Origin of the sequence: Metabacillus idriensis (genome assembly GCF_050483325.1) — a bacterium.
GTDB classification, from domain to species: Bacteria; Bacillota; Bacilli; order Bacillales; family Bacillaceae; genus Bacillus_P; species Bacillus_P idriensis_A.
On record NZ_JBCMYF010000001.1, the window covers coordinates 92860 to 115727 of the forward strand.

A 22868-nucleotide genomic window follows, 5' to 3' on the forward strand; every position below is an offset into this window, starting at 1 on the left:
ATGATAAAAGCAGAATTAGAGAAGGTTGTGATTAAGGTGAACTCAGTAAATGAACATTTAATGAAAGATTGGAAAAAAAATATTATTCTGTTTTTAAGCAGCCAGACAATCTCACTTTTTGGTTCGTCCCTGGTTCAATATGCAATTATGTGGTATATCACACTTACTACAGAATCAGGTCTGATGATGACGCTGTTTATCATATGCGGGTTCATCCCTACCTTTATTTTATCACCCATCGCGGGTGTGTGGGCGGACCGCTACAACCGGAAAATGCTGATTATTTTATCAGATGGTCTGATAGCGATTTCAACACTTATCCTCGCTATTGTCTATTTTATGGGATATGATGCGATTTGGCTGCTCTTTGTAATGGCAGCAGTTCGTGCGATTGGGACAGGCATTCAAACCCCTGCTGTCGGAGCCATTTTACCTCAAATCGTTCCAAAGGATAAACTGACGAAAGTGAACGGAACAAATGGAAGTCTTCAGGCAATTATTATGTTTGTGTCTCCAATCGTCAGTGCAGCTCTGTTAACAGTGGCTTCCATCGAAATGATTTTTCTGATAGATGTCATTACTGCAGCAGCTGCGATTCTGACGTTACTTGCGTTTTTTCATATTCCAGTGCATGAGAAAGCTTCCGAAAAACAAACTACGAGCTATTACGAAGATTTTAAAAAAGGAATAACGTACATTAAGAATCATGATTTTCTTAAGAAATTCTTTCTGTTTTTCGCTTTTTTCTTTGTCTTGATGGCTCCTGCAGCCTTTTTAACACCGCTGCAAGTTACCCGCAGCTTCGGCGACGGTGTCTTTCGGTTAACGGCAATCGAAATCGCTTTTTCGATTGGGATGATGCTTGGCGGAATCATTATTGCTTCATGGGGCGGCTTTCAAAATAAAGTTTATACAATGACATTCGCAAGTCTTTTAATGGGCGCTTGTACGTTTGCGCTTGGGATTGTACCTGTCTTTTGGATTTATCTAATTTTTATGGCGGTATTTGGAGTGGCTATTCCAATATTTAATACCCCGACAATGGTTTTATTGCAGGAGAGAGTCGAAGAAAATTATCTAGGAAGAATTTTTGGTGTATTTGGAATGATATCGACATCGATGATGCCGCTTGGCATGCTTATTTTCGGTCCGCTTGCAGATTTCATAAAAATTGAATGGCTGCTTATTGGAACAGGGCTGCTCATTTTAATCCTAGCACTCTTTTTAGGCAGAAACAAAGTATTAATTGAAACAGGAAAGCCAATCTTGAAAGAACATTCCAATTAGTTAGGGAATCATACGCACTCTTTGAGTACTCAAAACCAGGATAATGCCTGTCAACTAGGAGGAGAAGTGTTTATGAAGGAAATATTCATACATTCGCTGAAATATATATGTATGGATATTAAATAAACGGGTTTAAATGACGAAACCCGCCTTAGGAGATGATCTAAGATGGAAACACGGGTGAATCAAATTGAGTTGAATGGACTCACTTTTCAATATCGTGAGAGCGGTGAACCTTCTGCACCTCCGCTGGTTGCACTTCACGCGCTGGGAAAAAGTGCAGAATCATGGGATCAAGCGGCTGCAGTATTAGGAGAAAAATACCGTGTTCTAGCATTAGATCAACGGGGGCACGGCGGGAGTGCAAGAACAAGTACATACACTTTTGAACTGATGTGCGATGACTTGCTTCATTTTGCGAATGAAATGAATTTGGAACGGTTTACGCTAATTGGTCATTCCATGGGTGGGACAGTATCCTACCTTTTCTCTGAAACGTTTCCATCAAGGGTAGAACGGCTAATTGTTGAAGACACTCCTCCTCCTTTTCTGGATAAGCTGATCGAAGTTCCTTCCAAACCAGCTGATCCCCTTCCGTTTGATTGGCTGGTTGTGCCTTCGATTCTGCGGCAGCTTAATGATCCAAATCCCGAATGGTGGGCGCGGCTTACCGACATTATCATGCCGACTCTTATTATAGGCGGCGGATCCAGTCATATTCCTCAAAACAAATTGCAGGAAGTTTCTAAGCTGATTCCGAATTGCGAATTGGTGACGATAGAGGATGCTGGGCACTTTGTGCATGAAGCTAATTTACCATCCTTCTTAGCTGCCGTAAAAGGTTTTCTTCATTCATGAGTTTCCTAAAGCTTCGAATGCCCAACCTGCGTCTCAGTGTCCCTCGGGAGAACGTCTCCCTGGCACTTCACGCTGAGCTCTCAGGGGTTAACATCCCTGCCAGTCTTTTTTAATAGAGAAAAAGAACTCCCACTCTCGCACGAAGGGGACAGAGAAGAGCATTCGAATTAGGAGAATCATTGACTTTATAGGATAGATAAAGCTGATAAAGTTCTGCTTTTATCTATCCTTCTATTTTTTCCTTATATAACAGGTGACATTATTTATTCCTTCTTTGTTATCAAGTCATTTCTTTATATACCTTGACTTTAAATAAAATAATTATGCTAGTGCATTTTAAAACCTTTCAACTAATTCATAAAATAGATCAAAACGTCACTTCATCCTGATTTCTTACAACCAGCAGCGTTTTCCCTTTATCCAGCTCTTCCTCAAGCTTTTCAGCCATTTCTTTATCAAAGCCGATTTCTTCCATTTTTACGCGCAGTTTATCGCCTTTGCTGCGGAACACATTTTTCAGGGCAGTTCCGACTCCGGTTACGCCTACTCCAATTTTGTTGGCATCTGTTTCTTTGCGGTCACGTCTCACATGGTCATTGTCATGTGAAAGAATATAGATGTCGTCATCTCTGATACCATCATGTCTTAATGTATCAATTGATTTGCTTAATTGCTCGTCATCGTGGAATACTTTGAATTTTGGTTTCATTTGTATCGCCTCCATAGGTTAGAGATACCCGCTCTATTAACTGGGTAAACGAGAAGTTGTTCTGGAAGATTCTTCACAAGAGCGGCGGCACTTCTTTTTTCAGCAAGTAACTCGTGAAAAATCGGGTGAATTTGATATAATAGATTGAATGAAGGAAATCACTAGTTTTAAATGTACAGCCAACTTTTTACAGGCCTCGAAATGGCCTTTTATATGAATGGAAAGAGAGTGAAAGAATATGGGTCGCAAGTGGAATAATATTAAAGAGAAAAAAGCGTCAAAAGATGCTAACACAAGCCGGATTTATGCTAAGTTCGGACGCGAGATTTATGTAGCAGCAAAGCAGGGCGAGCCGGATCCAGAATCAAATCAGGCTTTGAAAGTAGTTCTTGAGCGTGCAAAAACATACAGTGTTCCAAAAGCGATTATCGACCGCGCGATTGAAAAAGCAAAGGGCGGTTCAGAAGAAAGCTATGATGAACTTCGTTACGAAGGATTTGGACCAAATGGATCAATGGTCATCGTTGATGCTCTGACTAACAACGTAAACCGTACAGCTTCAGATGTTCGTGCTGCTTTTGGCAAAAACGGAGGCAACATGGGAGTGAATGGATCTGTTGCCTATATGTTTGACGCAACAGCTGTTATTGGCATTGAAGGCAAAACAGCAGATGATGTCCTTGAGCTGTTAATGGAAGCAGACCTGGACGTGCGCGATATTATGGAAGAAGAGGATTCAGTGATTGTTTACGCAGAACCTGATCAGTTTCATGCTGTTCAAAAAGCATTTAAAGATGCCGGTATTACAGAGTTTTCAGTTGCAGAGCTGACAATGCTTGCACAAAATGATATGGAGCTTCCTGAAGATGCACAGGCACAATTCGAAAAAATGATTGATGCCCTGGAAGATTTAGAAGATGTTCAGCAGGTTTATCATAATGTGGATTTAGGTTAATAACGGCAGAAAGAAGAAAAATACAGAAGAAAACGGGTACTAAAGTGCACAGCCATTTAGTACCCGTTTTTTGTTATTTTAATGATTCTTCTTTGAATGTAATATACTGAAAGTTATCTAATTTTCGATTTGAGTATAATAAGAATGTTTTATTCATTTAGGGATAATAAGTGTTTTTTAATGTCTTCTGGGTTGATAGTTGTCTGGGCCACTCCGCTGTCTATTGCCGCCTGTGCTACAGCTGCTGCAACGTGAGCCGCAACTCTGCGGTCAAATGGATCTGGAATGACATAGTCTGAATGAAGCTCTTGATCTGGAATGAGTTCGGCAATAGCGTAAACGGCTGCTAACTTCATTATTTCATTGATTTCGGTTGCGTTTACGTCCAGCGCACCGCGGAAAATACCAGGGAAGGCAAGAACATTGTTAACCTGGTTCGGAAAGTCGGACCGACCTGTACCGACTACTTTAGCACCCAAATCTTTTGCTTCTTGAGGCATCATTTCCGGGATTGGATTAGCGAGAGCAAAAATGATTGGATCATGATTCATGGACTGAACCATTTCTTCATTGATAGCACCGGCAGCCGATACACCTACAAAGACATCGGATCCAGCCATCGCATCTATTAATGTTCCTTGTTTCTGCTCTAAATTCGTGATAAGTGCCATTTCTTCTTTAAAAGGATTCATGCCGATAGGGCGACCTTTATAGATAATTCCTTTTGTGTCACATAAAATCACATCTTTTACACCCATTTGCAGTAAAAGCTTCACAATCGCTACACCGGCTGCACCTGCTCCATTGACAACAACACAAATTTCTTCTAACTTTTTACCTGCAAGCTTAAGGGCGTTAATCAACCCGGCAGCTGTTACAATCGCTGTTCCATGCTGGTCGTCATGAAATATAGGGATGTTGCAAGCTTTTCGTAATTGTTCTTCAATCTCAAAACATTGCGGTGCTGCAATATCCTCCAAGTTAACGCCTCCAAAGGTAGGCTCTATCAATTTAACAAATTCCACAATTTTTTTAGGATCAGTCGTATTGAGGCAAAGAGGGAAGGCATCCACATCGGCAAATGATTTAAAGAGAAGGGCTTTTCCTTCCATTACAGGCATTGCAGCACGCGGTCCAATGTTTCCTAACCCAAGTACAGCCGTACCATCTGATACGACCGCAACAAGATTGCCTTTCATGGTATAGTCATATACTTTTGATTCATCATGATGTATCTCCATGCACGGTTCTGCAACGCCAGGGGAGTAAGCAAGACTTAAATCATAGGCGTCACGCACCGGAACTTTCGAGTGAACACCAAGTTTTCCTTTATTTTCTTTATGCATCTGCAACGCTTTTTCACGTAAACTGTTCATCTTTTTGTTTCTCCTCTCGCATATCGGTAAAAAAAGGGGGAAGGCTGAAGAAAGGGTATTTCTTCAGCCTTCTATATCCCTCTTAATCTTGTATGATCATAATTGTTTTTTATCGCATTTAGGCTTTTCTGTTCTTACATCTTGTATAAGCTCATAAAGGTTCATAAAGCATTTAACAAGGACCCCGCAGGAGAGATTGGCATCCTCTAATACGAAATCACTGACATAGATGTTTTAATCCATTTCCAATGATTTATGCGGATTTAAACAGCGGGTTACTCTCTTTCAAAAAGGGCGGCACCTGCTATCCCCGGGTTTGTCATCTCGTAAGGATTTAAAATGAGATCAAGCTCTTCTGCTGTTAATACATCATATTGAAGGCATAGCTCGCGTACAGATTTTCCATTTATAATGGCTTCTCGTGCGATGCGTGCAGCCACTTCGTATCCAATATGCGGATTTACAGCTGTAATAATTCCTGCGCTTTTTTCTACATATTCTTTTAACCGGTCTTCGTTTGCTTCAATGCCTGCAAGGCAGTAATCGGTGAATGAACGAAATGCATTGTTCATTATACTGATTGATTGAAGTAAGTTGAATACAAGCACAGGTTCCATCACATTTAGTTCAAGCTGACCTGCTTCAGAAGCCAAACAGATCGTGTGGTCGTTGCCAATTACCTGGAATGCCACTTGGTTAATCATTTCCGGCATAACCGGATTTACTTTTCCCGGCATAATCGATGAGCCTGGCTGTCGAGCCGGCAAGAATATCTCCCCAAATCCCGCGCGAGGGCCTGATGCCATTAAACGGAGGTCGTTGGCAATTTTCGACATGTTCATCATACATACTTTTAGGGCGGCAGAGACTTCTGTGTAGGCATCCGTATTTTGTGTTGCATCAACAAGATGCTCGGCACCAACGAGAGGAAGACCGCTGATGTCCGCTAAATGCTTGACCACATTTTTGATATAGCGGGGGTCTGCATTTAAGCCTGTGCCAACCGCTGTTGCCCCCATATTTACTTCATACAGATGCTGGCGTGATTGTTGAATGCGTTTGATATCGCGCTCTAATACACGGCTGTAAGCTTCAAACTCTTGGCCAAGTCGGATCGGCACCGCGTCTTGGAGATGTGTACGGCCCATTTTAATGACATGATCGAATTGCTTTGCCTTTTTTTTAAACACTTCCTGCATATATTGCATAGTGTCTAACAACTTTCCAACTAAATGAAGTGCTGCAATATGAATTGCGGTTGGAAACACATCATTCGTTGATTGTGACATATTGACATGGCTGTTTGGGCTCAATTCAACATATGCCCCTTTTTCTTTGCTGAGCAGCTCAAGTGCACGGTTCGTAATAACTTCGTTTGCATTCATATTCATGGATGTACCGGCACCGCCCTGGATCGGATCTACGATAAACTGGTCATGCCATTTTCCTTCAATGATTTCGTCTGCTGCCTGAACAATCGCATCTCCAAGGCCTTTATATAAGCGTTTCACATCCATATTCGCGAGCGCAGCCGCTTTTTTGACGATTGCCAATGCTCTAATTAATTCCTCGTGAATGCGATAGCCTGTAATCGGAAAGTTTTCCACAGCCCTTAATGTTTGTACACCGTAATAGGCATTAATAGGCAATTCTCTTTCACCCAAAAAATCTTTTTCTTTTCGTACATGTTCGTTTTTCAAGTTGAACTCCCCCATCTATATCTTGCTCACTTATGATGTTAAGAAAGATTATGCTGCATTTGTTTGATTACTGGCATCAAGTGATTTGATATAATCTTGCGCTTTTTGTTCATTGAATTGACCTTCCCATTTAGACATGACAATGGCCGCAAGAGAGTTTCCTATCACATTGACCACTGTTCGTGCCATATCTAATACACGATCCACACCTGCGATAAAAGCTAATCCTTCCATCGGCAGTCCCATTGCGCCGAGCGTAGCCAAGAGCACGACAAATGAGGCACCAGGTACGCCAGCCATTCCCTTTGAAGTTACCATCAGAACTAACACAAGGGTCAGCTGTTCTGGAATAGACATGTCAATTCCATACATTTGTGCGATAAATAAAGCTCCAATCGCTTGATAAATTGTCGAGCCGTCCAGATTAAAAGAATACCCTGTAGGAATGACAAAAGACGTTATAGCTTTTGGACAACCGAAGCGCTCCATTTTTTCCATTAGTTTTGGCAGCACCGCCTCTGAACTTGCGGTAGAAAAAGCGAGTACCATTTCATCTTTCAAGATTTTCATGATCGTAAAGATATGGGTGCCGCACCATCTTGCAATTAATCCTAGTACAATCAATACGAAGAAGATCATGGCACCGTATACCACTATTACAAGCTTGCCAAGCGGAATAAGGGACGCAAGTCCAAATTTTGAAACCGTGACGCCGATTAAGGCAAATACCCCAAACGGTGCAAACTTCATTACTTGATTTGTCACCCAAAACATGGACTCGGCAACACCTTCAAAGAAGGTCAAAACGGGCTTCCCTCTATCACCGAGTGATGCTACCCCAAGACCAAACAATACTGAAAAGAAAATAATCGCAAGCATATCGCCCTTCATTAAGGACTCAAATATGTTCGAAGGTACAATGTTAACGAAAGTATCGGCAATTCCATGACTATTTTGTTCATTGGCTGAATCGACATATTGATCGATGCTTGCTGTACCTAACTCATCCATTTGAATGCCTGCACCGGGCTGTACAATATTTGCAGCCAGCAACCCGACGATAATCGCAATGGTTGTGATGACTTCAAAGTATAGAATCGTTTTGCCGCCAAGTTTTCCTAGCTTTTTTATATCACCCACTCCGGCAACACCGACAATTAGTGTTGCGACGACAATCGGCACGACAATCATTTTAATTAAGCGAATAAAAATATCTCCAATCGGCTGGAGGAGTCCTTCTATATTTGGATTTCCATAAAAGACAGCTCCAACCGCGATTCCTAAAATGAGACCAATTACAATCTGCCAAGCTAAGCCAAGTTTTAATTTTTTCATCCCATCCACCCCTTCAAGTCTATTACTAATATGAGTGTAAGCGGTTACCTACAATAACCTACTGAATCATACGAAAACCTACAAATACTTATAAAAATATAAAAAAAATTTTCTCATAACTGTTTCAACTTTCCAAAGGTTTGAGTACAATGTGTAATGTTTGTACATTATTTGGTATGGAGGTGTCCGAACTGAAGGAACGAATTTTAGCCGTTTTATTGATGATGATTGCCGTGCCGCTCGCTGGAGAGTTTAAATTCTATCCGTTCAATGATGCATTCCGCGTCAGCCTGGGGACACCGGCATTTTTCTTGTTTTTGTTATGGAACAGGGGCATTCACCCGTATATTGCAGGGTTTTTGACAGGGACAAGTGTGTTTGTGTTTCGGTTTTTGCTTTCGGTCATTATCAGTGACATACCGGTTGAAGAGGCAATTTACCGTCATATTCCGGTATTTCTTTATTACGCCATGTACGCTATCATCTTTCATCTTACAAAGCTGAATGAACAGCATAACAAGCCGTTTATGATTGGATTACTGGGTGTGCTCATTGAATTTTGTGCAAGTATGTCAGAAATGGCGATTCGATCCTCGTTAGCGGATCAAATCATTTCATTTCACGCAATTAAACAGATTATCTTTATCGCGTTTATCCGAAGTTTTTTTGTACTTGGTTTTTTTAACATTATTAAACTGAGAGAAGCAAAATTGGCAGAGGAAGAGCAGCGCAGACAAAACGAGCAAATGCTGCTGTTCATTTCGAATTTGTATGAGGAATCTGTTCAGCTTAAGAAAACGATGCAAAATGCAGAAGAAATCACCCACAAATGTTATGATTTTTATCGCAGGCTGAAATCGGGAGATTCCCATGGTCATGAGGCTCAAACAGCATTGCAAATCGCAGGTCTCGTGCATGAAATGAAAAAAGATAATCAGCGAATTTATGCGGGACTATCAAAGTTGATGAACTCTGAAAAGCTAGAGGACTACATGAGCATTGAGCAGCTGAGCAACATTATGTTTGTTTCAAATAGAAGGTATGCGGAGTTATTGAATAAACAAGTTTCGTTTTCTCTGCATGTAGAAGGGGAACATCCGCCATATCAAGTAAACATGGTATTATCATTGATAAATAACTTGATCGGAAATGCGTTGGAAGCCATTGAACAAGAGGGACATGTATCGCTGTATGTCATTCGAAGAGACCGGATGGTAGAATTTAAGGTCTGTGATAATGGACCAGGCATTGAGCAAAAGCTGAAAGAAGTCATTTTTAAAGAGGGGTTTACAACGAAGTATGATGCTTGGGGCAATCCTTCTACAGGCATTGGACTTTCGTATGTGAAACAAACCGTTGACAAGCTTGGCGGACATATTAAGCTAATAGATAGTCATAAAGAAACCATATTTGTCATCGGTCTTCCGGTTGATGCGATGATACAGAAAGGACAGGTCAATTGAACTACTTCATTATAGACGATGATCCAGCCATTAGAGCGATGCTGACAGACATGATTGAGGATGAGGATTTAGGCAAAGTGGTGGGTGAAGCAGAAGACGGATCATTGGTGGACAATGGGAAGCTTGCGCTCAAAAAAGTAGACGTGGTGCTTATGGATTTACTGATGCCAAAGAGGGATGGAATTGAAACAATTCGTGTTCTTTCTTCTGAATTCCAGGGGAAATTCGTGATGATTTCTCAAATGGAGGCAAAGGAGCTCATAGGGGAAGCATATAGTGCAGGAGCAGAATACTACATCACAAAGCCGTTAAACCGCCTTGAAATAGCAGGAGTGTTAAAAAAGGTAAACGAGCGGGTGATTTTGGAAAAATCAATTCGGGGCATTCAAGAATCGTTAACATTATTTACAGGTCATCAGTCGCCGCCATCCAGCTCTTCTCATACAAAAAATATAATCGAAGCAGGCCGTTCATTGATTTCGGATTTGGGGATGATCGGAGAAAGCGGCAGTGAAGACTTGATGAAAATTTTAGGATTCCTGCAGGATGATAAACAAAAGTACGGATCTTCCTACATCTTTCCGCCTCTAAAGGAAATATTTTATGGAAATGCCCAAAAAAAGCTTGGAGAACAGGCTGCCGAGGCGGAAGTACAAAAAGAAATGAAAGCTTCCGAACAACGGGTTCGCAGAGCTATTTACCAGGCGCTCAACTATATTGCCTCTTTAGGGTTAACAGATTACACGAATCCAAAATTCGAAGCGTATTCATCCACATTTTTCGATTTCCCGGAAGTCCGAAAGAAAATGCTGGAGCTTGAAGATAAAAGTGAACGAAGCACCAATCAAAGCCGAATCAACATGAAAAAATTCATTCAATCGCTCTATATAGAAGCGCAGCAATTGGTGGATTAGCAAATAAATTTCATCGAAACGTTCCGGGCAGGGTTGGAAAGATTACCACATCCATCTCAAGGTATGATGATTTATACATCTCAGATATGGTGAACAGAAGCCGTGGGTAATATGCTTATACAATGATTAATTGAAGGCGTTGTCACAGCACGTATTATCTAATGTCTGTTTTAGGAAAGACATGATAAATCTCTTATAACATAAGGGTTCTTGCATTTTATTTAATGAGACTGGGACGTAACGATAATTTCCAGAATGAAAGCCGAACATTGAAGTGTGCGAAAACCCTTAAAAGAAATGGCTATTTTCGCATAAATGGCTGTTCTTACTTGATAAATTATGTCCGTTCCTTTCCGCTCCAGGAACTTGCTTTCCGCGGGGAGCGTGGAAGCCTCCTCGGCGAGCCTGCGGGGTCTTCCATTTCGCTCTATTTTCCCGCAGGAGTCAAGTTCCTTCCGCTGCAATCCACTTTAAGGTTTCTACAATTAGTACTGCAGCAACAATATTTATGAAAAGAGCAAAAAAAAAAATCCGAACTATAACGAAATTCAACTTGGAATTTCACATAATAGTTCGGATTTTTTGGGGGCTGAAAGTCTTTTGTCCCAGCCTGTTTTTTGTTTTCTCCCTTTACATTGCATAGAAATCCTCTGCTTAAACTGGTGAGGAGAACCGTACATAGAAATCCTCTGCTTAAACTGGTGAGGAGAACCGTATATAAGAATCAGTCGCCTCCAAGGATTCCCTAACTTTTAGTAAGCGAGATCCGAGTATTCAACGGCCCACTATGATACCCGAAAAACGGAAGTAGGCGTTTTTCCGTTAGATCAATCGGTCGTTTGCATTTTTCTGCTGCTCAATTGCCCACTTCAAACTTATACCCCACACTCCATACAGTCTGAATCATTTTTGCCTCGTCCTTTAGTTTCAGCCGCAGGGTTTTGATATGGGTATCGACTGTTCTCCCGGTGCCTTTGTAATCGTTTCCCCAAACAGCCTGAAGAAGCTGATCCCTCGAAAAAACAGTTCCTTTATTTTTAGCCAGCAGAGACAGCATGTCAAATTCTTTAAGGGTTAAGGAAAGCGGCTTGCCATGGATATATGCACGGTAGGCCATGGAATCCAGAACGAGCGGGCCAATCGATAATTCTGAAGTCTGTTTGACAGAGTAGTTGGCTCTTCTTAAAACGGATTCAATTCGCGCGAGCAGCTCTCCTGGATGAAACGGCTTAACAATGTAATCGTCTCCGCCAAGCTTAAGACCATGAATTTTATCCCATTCTTCTCCCTTGGCAGATAAAAAAATAAGCGGGATGTGATAAGCCTTCTTTAATTCTTCCGCAAAAGCAAATCCATCCATAAAAGGCATCATGATATCCGCAAGAATAAGGTCTGGTTCTTTTTTTGAAATCAGTTCGAGAGCTTCCAGGCCATTGGAAGCTTCCAAAACGGTATAGCCATCTTTGTTTAAAAAGGTCTTAATCAATGATCTCATCGGTTCTTCATCGTCAATTATCAAAATTGTCGGTTCATTCATACAGAGTTCCCCCGCTGTTCTAATCATTCGAAAACAATTCTCTCAAGTCATTTTATAGGAATAAAAGAAAATAAACAAAAAAAGTGATCCATTTGGAAAACCCTCTCGTTATCCTTAACAAGAAGTTCAAAAAGAGCTCAAAAAAATGAGGAGAGTGTAATCATGAAAATCAAGAAGTTATTAGTACCAGCACTTAGCTTATCGTTACTCGTCCCAGCTTTCGGAACAGCCAAAGCAGAAGAAATGAAGCCGACAGTTGGTACGCCGGCCGCTCAACTTAGAGCAGATTTAGACTATCTCTTATCTGAACACTTCGTTTTAGCCGTATCGGCCATGACAAAATCGTATGATGGTGCAAAAGATGCAGAAGCCGCAAATAAAGCACTTGATCAAAACGCTGCTGACATGACGCCGGCAATTGCTTCGGTATATGGAGAAGAAGGCGCAGCTGAATTTGAGAGAATCTTCAGAGGCCACAATGATTACACAGCAGATCTAGTAAACGCTGCAAAAGATAAAGATGAAAATGCCCGTGCAGAAGCTGAAAAAGAAGTTGCGGAATTTGTAGAAGAATTTTCTGCTTTCTTAGGAACAGCAACTGAAGGCAAGCTTCCAAAAGAAGCAGCTGAAGAAGCGGTAAAAGTTCACGAAGCACAAGTTCTTGAAGTATTTGATAACTACGTAGAAGGCGACTATAAAGAAGCGAATGAAACGTTCCGCGAAGGGTACAAGCACATGTACGTCATCAGTGACGCATTAGCAGGAGCTATCACGACTCAAATGCCTGAAAAATTCGAAAACACAAAATCAGATACTCCTGCAGCAGATCTTCGTTCAACATTAAACAGTCTTGCAGCTGAACATTTCGCATTAGCAGCTGCAGGCATGCAAAAAGGTTTTGACCAAAAAGAAGATTACGACTTCGTCAGCTGGTCTGAAGATGCAAACACGGCAGACTTCAAAGCGGCAATCGGATCTATCTACGGCGAGGAAGGCGCAGCACAATTTGAAAAAGTATGGCAGGGCAACCATATCAATGCACAGGCTGAAATTGTAGCAGCCACTCTTGAAGGCGATGAGGCAAAAGTAAACGAAGCAAAAGCTAAGCTTGATCAGTTTGCAATGGATTTTGGTGCATTCCTTGGTGCAGCTACTGGTGAAAACCTTCCTGCCAAAGATGCAGAAGGTGCTATTAAAGCGCATGAAGCACTTGTCACTCAAACATTTGATCAATATGTTGCAGGAGACTATGATGCTTCTTACCAATCATTCCGCGAAGGCTACAAATACATGTTTGGTGTAGGCCAAACATTGGGAAATGCAATTGTAACGCAAATGCCTGATGAATTTGCAGCTTCTGAAATGCCTGAAGATATGCCGAAAACAGGAATGGGCGGAGCAAGCGAAGCATCATCTGCTTCTGCTATGACATTTGCAGGACTTGGTTCACTCCTTGCTCTTACAGCACTGTTTTTGTTCCGAAGAAAATCAGCTAATCAACAAAAATAAATATAAGTGGAGAGAGGGAGACCTCTCTTCTTCTTCAATAAAAGAGGGGTATCGGTCCTATGAAAAAAATCATCTTTCTTACAATCAGCAGTCTTATCTGTTTTATCCTCGCAGGCTACAACTATGGTATTTTTCCAGATCAGCATTCCTCTAAAAAACAGCCCCCTAAAACAGCAGAGCAAACGAAAGTTCAGACCGAGAATGCAGCCGCTGAATCTGAAAACACGGAAAGCCCATTAACCAATGAGTTTACTCTATTAAAATCTGAAGTTAAAAAGCTGACAGATGCACAAGCAAGACAATCGGCTCAAATGAAAGGCATAACGCCTGTTAAAGTAGAAATCCCTTCAATAAATGTAGAAGCGAACATTGAGCAGGTAGGTATTATAGAAAACGGACAGATGGGAGTCCCTCAGGCAATCAATGATGTCGGCTGGTTTGAACCGGGGGTAAAACCTGGAAACAGAGGAAGCGCTGTTCTTGCAGGACACGTGGACAGCAAAACAGGACCTGCCATCTTCTTCAACTTAAAAGACTTAAAGCAGGGTGATGAAATAATCGTGACGGATGAAAAAGGAACGGCCCTGACTTTTATTGTGAAAAATCAAGAGAGCTATCCGCGGGGATCGGCTCCTATTGATGAAATCTTTCAGACGGTAGAAGGACAAAATCTAAACCTGATTACATGCTCAGGCACATTCAACCGATCAGCTGGTACACATGAAGAAAGACTAGTCGTGTTTACTGAATTAAAAAAAGAAAAAGAAATCAAGAAAGAAGCACCTCCTGCTTCACCTGAAAGTGTAGAGATAAATGGCACGTTTATTACATGGCACGCGGTACGAAAAGAAAATATCGTAGGTTACCGAATTTACAGAGGAGATAAAAATGGCAGCAGTTTTGAAAAAGCCGGAAGCATCTCGGCACATGAACGAAAAAGCTTTACTGATGAAAACGCCGCAGATCACACTTATTATGTAACAGCCATTGATGCTTATGGGCAGGAATCAAAGCCTTCTGAAATCACAGCCGTAAAATAAATAATTTTTTTTAAAACCGATCTGATACAAGAGATCGGTTTTTTTGCACTAACTGACGCGAAAGCAAGTTTTTGTCATGTCTTTTACCTGAAACTTTTCAGCCAAAATCAGCGTATATAAGTCATATGAAACTCACTTTTAGGAAAAGGATTGATTCTCATGCTGGAATTTACTACAAAGATCTCTCCATCTGAATGTGCGAAGATTCTGAGGCAGCATTCCTATGCGGGACAGAACCTTGTGCACGAGGAATATCACGAACTTTGCGACGGAAAGCAGATTTGTACAATGGTTTTTGACAGATATTATTTGCGCACCGACAGCCGGGTCTCATTAACGGTCATTCTCGAAAATCTTAACGGTTCCAATAGTGAGATGTATTTCTGCGGGAAGCTCTGAAAGTATGTTCAAATTTGATTGGGGAGCAGGGAAAAATTTTTCACAGTGGCCTGAAACAATCCTTGAGCGTTATATAGTGACAGGATGAAAATGGAAGAGGTTTCTGCTGATTTAAAGAGAATCTAATCATTTATCCGCCTAAAGTAAGGAGAACCAACATGCCAAAACCAGTTATAAACGAGCAGTCCGTTGTACGTATAAAACAGAAGAGAAAGGTGTTTTTTGGCGCTATTTTGCTGCTCGTGCTGATCTCAGCAAGTGTTGCTGTTTATCATTATTTAAAACCGCTTCCTGCAGGCATCTCACACGAAGGTGACATTCATTCTTCCGGTCAGGTTGAGTTTTTATATGACCTGACATATGAAAATGAGGGAGACGTCACTCATAACCAGGTTATTTTTGATCAAATTGACACCATGATTGACGAAGCTCGCGAGTTTATCCTGATGGATATGTTCCTGTTTAATGATGAATATGACCGATCAGCGAGCTATCCTGCTTTATCATGGAGTTTAATGGAAGCATTAATCGATAAAAAACAGCAGGACTAAGAAGTGGACATAACCGTTATTACAGACCGCATCAATACCTTTTACGGTTCATATCCGTCTGAAATTGCAGAAGAACTCAAAGAACAGGGGATAAAGGTTGTCTTTACGGATCTTAAACCCCTGAGAGATTCGAATCCTTTTTATTCTGGAGGACATAGAACGTTTCTTCAATGGTTCGGAACATCAGGCAGCGGTTGGATTCCGAATGCTTTCAGTCCGGACTCTCCTGATGTAACGCTTAGATCCTATCTCGATCTTTTAAACTTTAAAGCCAACCATCGCAAAGTAGTGGTCAATGAAAAAGAGGGACTTGTCACTTCAGCCAATCCGCATGACGGCAGCTCCCTGCATTCCAACATGGCATTTGTTGTCAAGGGAGAGGTATTGAGAGAACTTGTTCAAACCGAAAAGGCTGTTGCCGATCTGTCAGGAGCAGATATAAACCTAAACGAAAGTGCGGCTGTCTTTGAGCAGGGCGAAACTGGCGAATATGATGTTCAGCTTTTGACAGAAGGTAAAATAAAAAAGCATCTTCTTGATGAACTGAATAAGACGAAGGAACACGAGAAAGTGACTGTTGGAGCGTTTTACTTATCGGACCGGGATATTGTCAAAGAACTGCTTGCAGCTTCCAAAAGAGGAGCTGAGATCAAGCTGATTCTTGATGCCAACAAAGATGCATTCGGACGCGAGAAGAACGGTGTTCCAAACAGACCTGTCGCACATGAACTAGTAACGGAATCGGATCAAAAGATTCAAGTCCGCTGGTACAAAACAAATGGGGAACAGTATCATACGAAGCTCGTCTTTTTTGAGAGAAATCAAAAGGACACAGTGATTGGCGGCTCTGCTAACTTTACAAAACGGAATCTTGGTGATTTTAACCTTGAAACGGATTTAAAAATAACGGGTCCTGCTGGCACTGGAATGATGAAGGAGATCGAAGATTATTTTCACATGATCTGGAATAACGAATCAGGCATATACACTGAGGATTACGAAGTGTTCGCAGATGATTCGCTCCGACTTCGCTTCTTATACCGCTTTCAGGAGTGGAGCGGCATCTCAAGCTTTTAACAAAAACGGCAGCCTGTGAACTGCCGTTTTCCTTTTAATACACTTTATACGTTTGCCCCGTTTGAGCACCAAGGACACTTTTTTTATAAGCAAGTGCTGCATCCGCTGCAGCAACCGGTTTAAATCCCTGAAAAAATTCAGCATACTTATCCATCGATTCAATCAGGACATTGGGACTTACATTATTAATTCTGATTCCGCGCGGCATTTCAATGGCAGATGCTCTGACAAACGCCTGAATTCCGCCGTTCGCCATGGCAGCTGAAGCTCCTTTTAAAATTGGATCATCCATCATGACTCCGCTGGTGAGAGTAAAGCTGCCTCCGTCGTTAACAAAAGGAATGCCCAGTAAGACGAGGTTGACCTGCCCTTTTAGTTTGCTCATGATGCCTGTTTCATTTAATTCAGGTGTAAGCTCTTCAAGTGGGGCAAATTGTGCTCTTCCTGCAGCGCTGATAACAGCGTCAACTTTACCCACAGATTCATACATCTTTTTTATGCTTTCAGGAGAAGTGAAATCTACTTCCACATCAGCGCCGTTGCGGCCTGCACGAATGATTTCACAATCTGTGCCAATTTCTTTTATTATCGCATTTCCAATTGTTCCGCTTGCACCTACCAGTAATAGTTTCATTGAGCTGCCTCCTTATGGCTGATTCTGGTTCCTATTATATCTTCCATTATCTGTTCTTCCAATCATTTAAGCTTGAATTAATGGTGGCTCTCTTTTCTTTCTTTTATAATAATGGGAGCTTCTATTAATTATCGAAAAAGAAAGAGTGTTAACACGTGAAACCAACTAAATTGACTTATTTTCTGCTTTTCTTCTTCATTACTGCGGGAGGAATTTTTATTTTGTCTGATGCAAGGGGAGTTGAACAAAGCCCATTAGAATCAAGTAATGAGACGAAGAAAAATACAGCTTACCCCGGAGTTGAAATCATCTCAAAAATTGAAGACGAGAGCTACTTCCACACTGCCGTTCATTATCCATCATTTAAGGATGATGAACTTAATAAAGAAATAGAATCCTATGTTCATAGAGTAAAGTCCGAGTTCAGAGAATCAGTCGATCTGACAGGACAAAAGCATTTTGAAAATAACTCAGCCTATCTTTCGCTGACCTTTGACGTTCATAAAGTGGATGATGAAGTGTATTCGTTTGTCTTTTCAGAAGAAAGCTATACGGGCGGAGCCAATGGGAATCAGATAGCCAAAGTCTATATGGTGAATCTAAAAGACAGCGAGTTTATTAAAGGAAACCAAGTGTTAGAGGATAATAAAGAAACAAGGGATTTTTTGTATTCATATTTAAAGAATGCCTTTGAAACTTCTGAGGATTACAGTCCTTATTTTTTTCAAGAGGAACTTAGAAGCTGGGTCTATGATCCGGACAATACATTCGATCATGTTTATTTAAGAGAAGATTCCTTAGTCTTCAAATTCAGCGAGTACGAAGTCACAGCCGGAGTTGCGGGAATGCCTGAGATTGTCATTCCATTCGGTGAGACGGGGCGAGTTTTGAATGATAAGTGGAAAAAAAACCTTGCGCTGAAGGAAGAGACAGAGGCTGAAGATGAAAACGCTGAAAATGAAGATCAAGAAATGCCGGAGGTTCAGCCCGAAGAGAACAATGAAGCCTCTGAAGATAAAAAACAAGTAGCGCTGACTTTTGATGACGGTCCACATCCGCGCTACACGCAGATGGTTTTGGATACATTGAAAAAGCACAACGCCAAAGCAACGTTTTATGTGCTTGGAAGCAGAGTGGACTTTTATCCCGACCTTGTGAAACAAATAGCCGAACAGGGAAATGAGGTCGGAAATCATTCATGGAGCCATAAAGATCTCACAAGATTATCTCCTGAGTTCATTCGTGAAGAAATCCGGCAAACGAATGAGGCAATTGAAAAAGCGGCCGGAGCAGCGCCAAACACCGTCCGCCCTCCATATGGCGCCCAAAACGAGACAGTCAAGGAAGTGATCGGACTTCCAAGTATTTTGTGGACAGTTGATACACTGGATTGGAAAACAAAGAATGCAGGCGACATCCTGAAGCAAGTAAAAGAGAATACGAGAGATGGATCCATCATCTTAATGCACGATATTCATCAATCCACAGCAGATTCGCTGGATCAGGTTTTGACTTTTCTGGAGCAGGAAGGGTATGATCTTGTAACGGTGTCTGAGCTTATGGGTTTGTAAGGGGGAAAGCAGCTATAAGTGATAGCTGCTTTTTTTGGCAGTTTGCCAGGAGAATCTAATCTAATTGAAAAATTCTGAATACTCAGCTATAATGACAGTACCAATCCGATGACAGTAAAAACCTTGCTGCATAGCCGGAACAGCTGGATATGATGAATACTATATAAAATTGGCACCTTATTCATTTGATCTTCTTTTGCAAGAAGACGAGCCTTGAGTTAAGAGCCAGTGAAACGGCAATGTGTGCACATTGTTTGTTTTACGGGCTCTTTTTTATGCAAAAATCAAAAGAAAAGAGGCAGATAACATGGGACGAGCATTAGAAGGAGTAAAAATAATTGATTTATCACGTGTGTTAGCAGGTCCTTTTTGCACCATGGTTCTTGGTGATTTAGGGGCGGAGATTATTAAAATTGAGCATCATGAATCTGGTGATGAAACTAGAGCGTGGGGACCGCCGTTTATTAAGGGGGAAAGTGCTTATTATTTATGCGCGAACAGAAATAAAAAAAGCATGACTCTTAATCTGAAATCAAAAAAAGGAAAAAAAATTTTTCATCAGCTTGTCTCTTCTGGAGATGTTGTGGTTCAAAATTTTAAAACAGGAACATTAGAAAAAATGGATTTAGGCTACGAGCAATTAAAAGAGAGTAATCCATCACTTATCATGGCTTCGATTACAGGATTTGGATTAAATGGACCGTATAAAGATTTGCCGGGATACGATTATATCATTCAGGCAATGAGCGGTTTAATGAGCATCACAGGAGAACCAGAAGGAAAACCGGTGAAATCGGGGGTTGCTATTGCGGATGTTTTAACAGGTTTATACACATGCATTGGAATTATGACAGCTTTGTATCACAGGGAACGAACAGGAGAGGGTCAGGAAATTGATATTTCATTAATGGACTGTCAAGTCGCTTCTTTAATCAATGTGGCCAGTAATTTTCTATGCAGCGGGATTGAACCTGTCAGGCTCGGAAATCAGCATCCAAACATTGTCCCTTATCAAGTGTTCAGAGCGTTGGATGGGGATTTTGTCGTTGCAGTTGGAAACGATGATCAATTTCGGAGGTTTACAGGTCAATTGGGACTGCCTGATTTAGCAGATATGAAAGAGTTTTGCACGAATGAAGCAAGAATTCAAAATAAGGAGCGATTAATCACATTATGCGGGGATATCATAAAGAGAAAAACCAGAAAAGAATGGAAGGAACTGTTTGATAGGAGCGGAATACCAAACGGTCCTATCAATTCAGTAAAAGAAATGTTTGAAGATCCTCAAATGAAAGCAAGGGAGATGGTGGTTACAATGAAACATCCTCATATTGAAGATCTTAAAGTTACAGGATCTCCTCTAAAACTATCTAAAACTCCGGTAACTATGAAAAAACACCCTCCATTATATGGAGAACATACGAACGAAGTTCTGCAGCAATTAGGTTATAGTGAAGAACAAATTTTTGATTTTAAACAAAATAAGATTATTTAAACAGAAGAACCTATGCTTACTAGGGCATAAAAAAGAAGGTGCACTCATGCACCTTCCAAATTGCCAGTCTATTAATCCATCGATTTACCGATATTCTGCTTGCGCTCCTGCTCAGCGATCAATTCGTCATCTTCGGCGTTGTCTCTTGTTACTTTCTGAGTAAGAATGGCACCGACTGCAACAAGCATCATAACGGCAATATAGTATCCTTTTTCATTCAGCTGAAGATTGTCTGCGTTGTAAAGACCGATACAAAATAAGGCGACACCTGCAAAAAAAGTGAAATAGGCTAAAAAGGTGAATGCAGGAGTATTTCTTCTTCTGTACTTTTGCATAGTTATGACCTCCCTGATCTTAAAGTTATGTAGGTAATGACTTAGATATCATACCATAATTTACCTGAAGTGAAACCTGTGAATTGTAAAATTTTTGCTGATCATGATTGGCAGGTAATTGGAAAAAAGAAAGTATTTCGTACAATAAAGAAAGTATTCCAGGCATATTGGATAGTATTGGACGCAAATGGGACAGTAAATCAATCATATTGGAAAGTAAATGCAAAAAGAGCGATCTGCCCGCTGCATATCGCTCTTTTTTTTACTTCACATTAATATGAACAGGACCCTTGATCCGGACTGGAGGTTCATTTACTGAAATTTCGGTGCGGGGCGGGCGTTTCCCGCCGAAGACGGCACCTACCTGTTTGATCGAGCTTGTAACATTGTGAATCATTTCTCCCACATCCTGTGCGGATTCAAGCAGCGGATCGACCGTTTTGATTTTTCCTTTTAAGTCAACGGTAATCTGATTCGCTGTATGTATCAGCTCTTCTGCTTCTTCTGTCAGGCCGTTAACCGCGTTTCTGACCTCAGCAAGTGTCTTGTTTGTTTCATCAAGTGTGACCATCCCTTTTTTTAATGTTCCGACCAGATTGACAGCAAGAAAAATAAATGCGCCTGATGCTCCTGCTACACTCAATTTAATAAGCATTTTTTCACTCCTTTTTATTTTCACTTTATGTTTTTCCGGGACCTTACATTCCTATATTTAATGGATAGAAATTTTATGGGCAGATGAGGTAAACTGTTCTTAATGAAGTCAGAGAGCGAAAGGAATAATTAGATGATAAAAATCAGACAAGAAGCCCCTTCAGATATCTCAGCCATTAAAAAAGTAAACGAGGCAGCATTCGGTCAGGAAAATGAGGCAAATTTAATTCATACAATTAGAAAATCTCCTTCTTTTGTGCCAGAACTTTCTTTAGTTGCCGAGAAGGAAGAAATCGTCGGGCATATTTTGTTCAGTAAAATAACCATCGACACGGTAAACGGAGAGGTTCCTTCACTGGCACTTGCCCCTATGGCGGTTAAGCCGGAGTTTCAGAAAGAGGGAATTGGATCACAGCTTGTTCGCGCTGGACTGAAACGCTGCAAGGAACTTGGTTATGATTCAGTCATTGTCCTTGGACATCCGGAGTTTTACCCAAAGTTTGGATTTGTTCCTGCAAGCACAAAAGGCATTAATCCGCCCTTTGTAGTTCCAGATGAAGTGTTTATGCTGATTGAGGTAAAGCCTGGTGCGCTTGATGCGGCAGCTGGAGTTGTGAGGTATCCGCCTGCTTTCATGAATGTATGATCTTGGCCTGATTTTCAAAATTCTTATGATATATGTTGACACAGTTCAGGATTGCCTTTAAGATAAGAGTATACAAATCGAATAGTTTCTCCTAAAGGGGAGTAGCTTTTACAATAGAGTCGTCATTTCGAAGCGTTTGCTTCCGGCCCTATTGGCAACCATTACGTTGTTAGCAAGACCTTTACCTATAACGGTAAAGGTCTTTATATTTTTTGATAAAAACCTTTGCCGGATCACAGGCAAAGGTTTTTTTATTCGAAAAATGTCCTGAAAGGTGAGATGAATGATGAAAAAAGTCAGAGGTTCTATTGAAAAGCTTATTAGAGAAAACAAAGAGGAGCTGCTGAAGGATAAACGTCAGCTCGAAAAAATTGAAAAACGCATTGAAGATAAATATTCAAAAGTAAAATCATAACAGGAGGAATGCCCAATGATACTCAGAAAATATATGTCGATTTTAGGAATTGGTTCAGCTCAGATTGATCTTATCTTGCCGAAAGAAGAGTTTGAATCAGGAGAATGTGTTAAAGGATACTTCTTAATCAAAGGCGGTGTCATTGAGCAGCAGCTGAAGCGGATTGATTGTGATTTAGTCATGGCTGATTTGTCATCAGGAACGGAAAAGGTCATCGAAACAGCCAATATTTTAACATCTAAACAGATTCAGTCAGAGGAGCAGAACAGGATCGATTTTAGATTCAGCTTGCCTGAAGAATTAGCCGCTTCGACTGAAGACAGATCGTATTACTTTAATACAAGACTTGTGTTTAATGAAGGTGTGATCAGCAAAGATCAGGATTTTATTACGGTAAAGGGGGACTGA

Annotated in this window: 23 protein-coding genes; 15 read left to right on the forward strand and 8 right to left on the reverse strand. The window is 41.0% G+C overall.

Annotation, left to right across the window (positions count from 1 at the left end; genetic code table 11):
* Nucleotides 1-60: 60 nt before the first annotated feature.
* Entirely contained in the window at nt 61-1287 is a 1227-nt protein-coding gene (locus tag ABEQ24_RS00500; RefSeq protein ID WP_430005273.1) for an MFS transporter, read from the forward strand.
* Between the two features lie 168 nt (nt 1288-1455).
* A complete protein-coding gene (locus tag ABEQ24_RS00505; RefSeq protein WP_430004931.1) occupies nt 1456-2145 on the forward strand; it encodes an alpha/beta fold hydrolase in 690 nt (229 codons plus the stop codon).
* 367 nt (nt 2146-2512) lie between these two features.
* Here ABEQ24_RS00505 and ABEQ24_RS00510 read toward each other — a convergent pair whose 3' ends face one another.
* Nucleotides 2513-2854: a general stress protein gene (locus ABEQ24_RS00510; RefSeq protein ID WP_430004932.1), complete on the reverse strand. Its 342-nt coding sequence runs from the start codon at nt 2852-2854 to the stop codon at nt 2513-2515.
* Nucleotides 2855-3092: 238 nt separating this feature from the next.
* On the opposite strand from ABEQ24_RS00510, the gene ABEQ24_RS00515 reads away from it, so the two are divergent.
* On the forward strand, nt 3093-3809 hold the full coding sequence (locus ABEQ24_RS00515; RefSeq protein ID WP_133311787.1) for a YebC/PmpR family DNA-binding transcriptional regulator: 717 nt from the start codon (nt 3093-3095) through the stop codon (nt 3807-3809).
* A 149-nt stretch (nt 3810-3958) separates the two neighbouring features.
* On the opposite strand, the gene ABEQ24_RS00520 is transcribed toward ABEQ24_RS00515, so the two are convergent.
* From ABEQ24_RS00520 to ABEQ24_RS00530, 3 genes are all read right to left on the reverse strand, one after another.
* Nucleotides 3959-5185 carry an NAD(P)-dependent malic enzyme gene (locus ABEQ24_RS00520; protein WP_430004933.1) on the reverse strand — a complete coding sequence of 409 codons (1227 nt, stop codon included), beginning with the start codon at nt 5183-5185 and terminating at the stop codon, nt 3959-3961.
* A 275-nt stretch (nt 5186-5460) separates the two neighbouring features.
* Nucleotides 5461-6885 (reverse strand): aspartate ammonia-lyase, encoded by a 1425-nt coding sequence (gene aspA / locus ABEQ24_RS00525; RefSeq protein ID WP_430004934.1) that lies wholly within the window; start codon nt 6883-6885, stop codon nt 5461-5463.
* A 48-nt stretch (nt 6886-6933) separates the two neighbouring features.
* The gene (locus tag ABEQ24_RS00530; protein WP_430004935.1) at nt 6934-8220 is read right to left on the reverse strand and encodes a cation:dicarboxylate symporter family transporter; all 1287 of its coding nucleotides are present in this window, start codon (nt 8218-8220) and stop codon (nt 6934-6936) included.
* A gap of 149 nt (nt 8221-8369) precedes the next feature.
* Between ABEQ24_RS00530 and ABEQ24_RS00535 the strand changes: the two genes are divergently transcribed.
* Both ABEQ24_RS00535 and ABEQ24_RS00540 read left to right on the forward strand, forming a co-directional pair.
* The gene (locus tag ABEQ24_RS00535) at nt 8370-9683 is read left to right on the forward strand and encodes a sensor histidine kinase (RefSeq protein WP_430004936.1); all 1314 of its coding nucleotides are present in this window, start codon (nt 8370-8372) and stop codon (nt 9681-9683) included.
* Nucleotides 9680-10597 (forward strand): response regulator, encoded by a 918-nt coding sequence (locus tag ABEQ24_RS00540; RefSeq protein WP_430004937.1) that lies wholly within the window; start codon nt 9680-9682, stop codon nt 10595-10597. Before ABEQ24_RS00535 ends, ABEQ24_RS00540 begins: the two co-directional genes overlap by 4 nt.
* An 856-nt stretch (nt 10598-11453) precedes the next feature.
* Here ABEQ24_RS00540 and ABEQ24_RS00545 read toward each other — a convergent pair.
* The gene (locus ABEQ24_RS00545; protein WP_430004938.1) at nt 11454-12134 is read right to left on the reverse strand and encodes a response regulator transcription factor; all 681 of its coding nucleotides are present in this window, start codon (nt 12132-12134) and stop codon (nt 11454-11456) included.
* 162 nt (nt 12135-12296) lie between these two features.
* Here ABEQ24_RS00545 and ABEQ24_RS00550 point away from each other — a divergent pair, with 162 nt between their 5' ends.
* The 5 genes from ABEQ24_RS00550 (at nt 12297) to ABEQ24_RS00570 (ending at nt 16710) form a co-directional block, all read left to right on the forward strand.
* On the forward strand, nt 12297-13643 hold the full coding sequence (locus ABEQ24_RS00550; RefSeq protein ID WP_430004939.1) for a copper amine oxidase: 1347 nt from the start codon (nt 12297-12299) through the stop codon (nt 13641-13643).
* Nucleotides 13644-13702: 59 nt separating this feature from the next.
* On the forward strand, nt 13703-14683 hold the full coding sequence (locus ABEQ24_RS00555; protein WP_430004940.1) for a sortase domain-containing protein: 981 nt from the start codon (nt 13703-13705) through the stop codon (nt 14681-14683).
* Between the two features lie 159 nt (nt 14684-14842).
* On the forward strand, nt 14843-15082 hold the full coding sequence (locus tag ABEQ24_RS00560) for a DUF6054 family protein (protein WP_430004941.1): 240 nt from the start codon (nt 14843-14845) through the stop codon (nt 15080-15082).
* Nucleotides 15083-15240: 158 nt separating this feature from the next.
* The gene (locus ABEQ24_RS00565) at nt 15241-15633 is read left to right on the forward strand and encodes a hypothetical protein (protein ID WP_430004942.1); all 393 of its coding nucleotides are present in this window, start codon (nt 15241-15243) and stop codon (nt 15631-15633) included.
* 3 nt (nt 15634-15636) lie between these two features.
* Complete coding sequence (locus tag ABEQ24_RS00570; protein WP_430004943.1) at nt 15637-16710, forward strand: phospholipase D-like domain-containing protein; 1074 nt, start codon at nt 15637-15639, stop codon at nt 16708-16710.
* A 34-nt stretch (nt 16711-16744) separates the two neighbouring features.
* Here the strand turns inward: ABEQ24_RS00570 and ABEQ24_RS00575 are convergent, their stop codons facing one another.
* Nucleotides 16745-17344: a short chain dehydrogenase gene (locus ABEQ24_RS00575; RefSeq protein ID WP_430004944.1), complete on the reverse strand. Its 600-nt coding sequence runs from the start codon at nt 17342-17344 to the stop codon at nt 16745-16747.
* A gap of 155 nt (nt 17345-17499) precedes the next feature.
* On the opposite strand from ABEQ24_RS00575, the gene ABEQ24_RS00580 reads away from it, so the two are divergent.
* On the forward strand, nt 17500-18915 hold the full coding sequence (locus tag ABEQ24_RS00580) for a polysaccharide deacetylase family protein (protein ID WP_430004945.1): 1416 nt from the start codon (nt 17500-17502) through the stop codon (nt 18913-18915).
* A 307-nt stretch (nt 18916-19222) separates the two neighbouring features.
* Nucleotides 19223-20410 carry a CaiB/BaiF CoA transferase family protein gene (locus ABEQ24_RS00585; RefSeq protein WP_430004946.1) on the forward strand — a complete coding sequence of 396 codons (1188 nt, stop codon included), beginning with the start codon at nt 19223-19225 and terminating at the stop codon, nt 20408-20410.
* Nucleotides 20411-20481: 71 nt separating this feature from the next.
* Here ABEQ24_RS00585 and ABEQ24_RS00590 read toward each other — a convergent pair whose 3' ends face one another.
* Nucleotides 20482-20745: a YiaA/YiaB family inner membrane protein gene (locus ABEQ24_RS00590; protein WP_133311781.1), complete on the reverse strand. Its 264-nt coding sequence runs from the start codon at nt 20743-20745 to the stop codon at nt 20482-20484.
* A gap of 262 nt (nt 20746-21007) precedes the next feature.
* On the reverse strand, nt 21008-21400 hold the full coding sequence (locus tag ABEQ24_RS00595; RefSeq protein WP_430004947.1) for a DUF948 domain-containing protein: 393 nt from the start codon (nt 21398-21400) through the stop codon (nt 21008-21010).
* A 132-nt stretch (nt 21401-21532) separates the two neighbouring features.
* Between ABEQ24_RS00595 and ABEQ24_RS00600 the strand changes: the two genes are divergently transcribed.
* The 3 genes from ABEQ24_RS00600 to ABEQ24_RS00610 all read left to right on the forward strand — a co-directional run bounded on the left by ABEQ24_RS00600 (nt 21533) and on the right by ABEQ24_RS00610 (nt 22868).
* Entirely contained in the window at nt 21533-22045 is a 513-nt protein-coding gene (locus ABEQ24_RS00600; protein ID WP_430004948.1) for a GNAT family N-acetyltransferase, read from the forward strand.
* 286 nt (nt 22046-22331) lie between these two features.
* Nucleotides 22332-22460: an FbpB family small basic protein gene (locus tag ABEQ24_RS00605; protein ID WP_430004949.1), complete on the forward strand. Its 129-nt coding sequence runs from the start codon at nt 22332-22334 to the stop codon at nt 22458-22460.
* Between the two features lie 15 nt (nt 22461-22475).
* Entirely contained in the window at nt 22476-22868 is a 393-nt protein-coding gene (locus ABEQ24_RS00610) for a sporulation protein (protein WP_430004950.1), read from the forward strand.

Coding starts and splice junctions, on each gene's coding strand:
- ABEQ24_RS00500 (WP_430005273.1), top strand. CDS start 61: ATGAAAGATTGGAAAAAAAATATTATTCTGTTTTTAAGCAGCCAGACA.
- ABEQ24_RS00505 (WP_430004931.1), top strand. CDS start 1,456: ATGGAAACACGGGTGAATCAAATTGAGTTGAATGGACTCACTTTTCAA.
- ABEQ24_RS00510 (WP_430004932.1), bottom strand. CDS start 2,854: ATGAAACCAAAATTCAAAGTATTCCACGATGACGAGCAATTAAGCAAA.
- ABEQ24_RS00515 (WP_133311787.1), top strand. CDS start 3,093: ATGGGTCGCAAGTGGAATAATATTAAAGAGAAAAAAGCGTCAAAAGAT.
- ABEQ24_RS00520 (WP_430004933.1), bottom strand. CDS start 5,185: ATGAACAGTTTACGTGAAAAAGCGTTGCAGATGCATAAAGAAAATAAA.
- ABEQ24_RS00530 (WP_430004935.1), bottom strand. CDS start 8,220: ATGAAAAAATTAAAACTTGGCTTAGCTTGGCAGATTGTAATTGGTCTC.
- ABEQ24_RS00535 (WP_430004936.1), top strand. CDS start 8,370: ATGTGTAATGTTTGTACATTATTTGGTATGGAGGTGTCCGAACTGAAG.
- ABEQ24_RS00545 (WP_430004938.1), bottom strand. CDS start 12,134: ATGAATGAACCGACAATTTTGATAATTGACGATGAAGAACCGATGAGA.
- ABEQ24_RS00550 (WP_430004939.1), top strand. CDS start 12,297: ATGAAAATCAAGAAGTTATTAGTACCAGCACTTAGCTTATCGTTACTC.
- ABEQ24_RS00555 (WP_430004940.1), top strand. CDS start 13,703: ATGAAAAAAATCATCTTTCTTACAATCAGCAGTCTTATCTGTTTTATC.
- ABEQ24_RS00560 (WP_430004941.1), top strand. CDS start 14,843: ATGCTGGAATTTACTACAAAGATCTCTCCATCTGAATGTGCGAAGATT.
- ABEQ24_RS00565 (WP_430004942.1), top strand. CDS start 15,241: ATGCCAAAACCAGTTATAAACGAGCAGTCCGTTGTACGTATAAAACAG.
- ABEQ24_RS00575 (WP_430004944.1), bottom strand. CDS start 17,344: ATGAAACTATTACTGGTAGGTGCAAGCGGAACAATTGGAAATGCGATA.
- ABEQ24_RS00585 (WP_430004946.1), top strand. CDS start 19,223: ATGGGACGAGCATTAGAAGGAGTAAAAATAATTGATTTATCACGTGTG.
- ABEQ24_RS00590 (WP_133311781.1), bottom strand. CDS start 20,745: ATGCAAAAGTACAGAAGAAGAAATACTCCTGCATTCACCTTTTTAGCC.
- ABEQ24_RS00595 (WP_430004947.1), bottom strand. CDS start 21,400: ATGCTTATTAAATTGAGTGTAGCAGGAGCATCAGGCGCATTTATTTTT.
- ABEQ24_RS00600 (WP_430004948.1), top strand. CDS start 21,533: ATGATAAAAATCAGACAAGAAGCCCCTTCAGATATCTCAGCCATTAAA.
- ABEQ24_RS00605 (WP_430004949.1), top strand. CDS start 22,332: ATGAAAAAAGTCAGAGGTTCTATTGAAAAGCTTATTAGAGAAAACAAA.
- ABEQ24_RS00610 (WP_430004950.1), top strand. CDS start 22,476: ATGATACTCAGAAAATATATGTCGATTTTAGGAATTGGTTCAGCTCAG.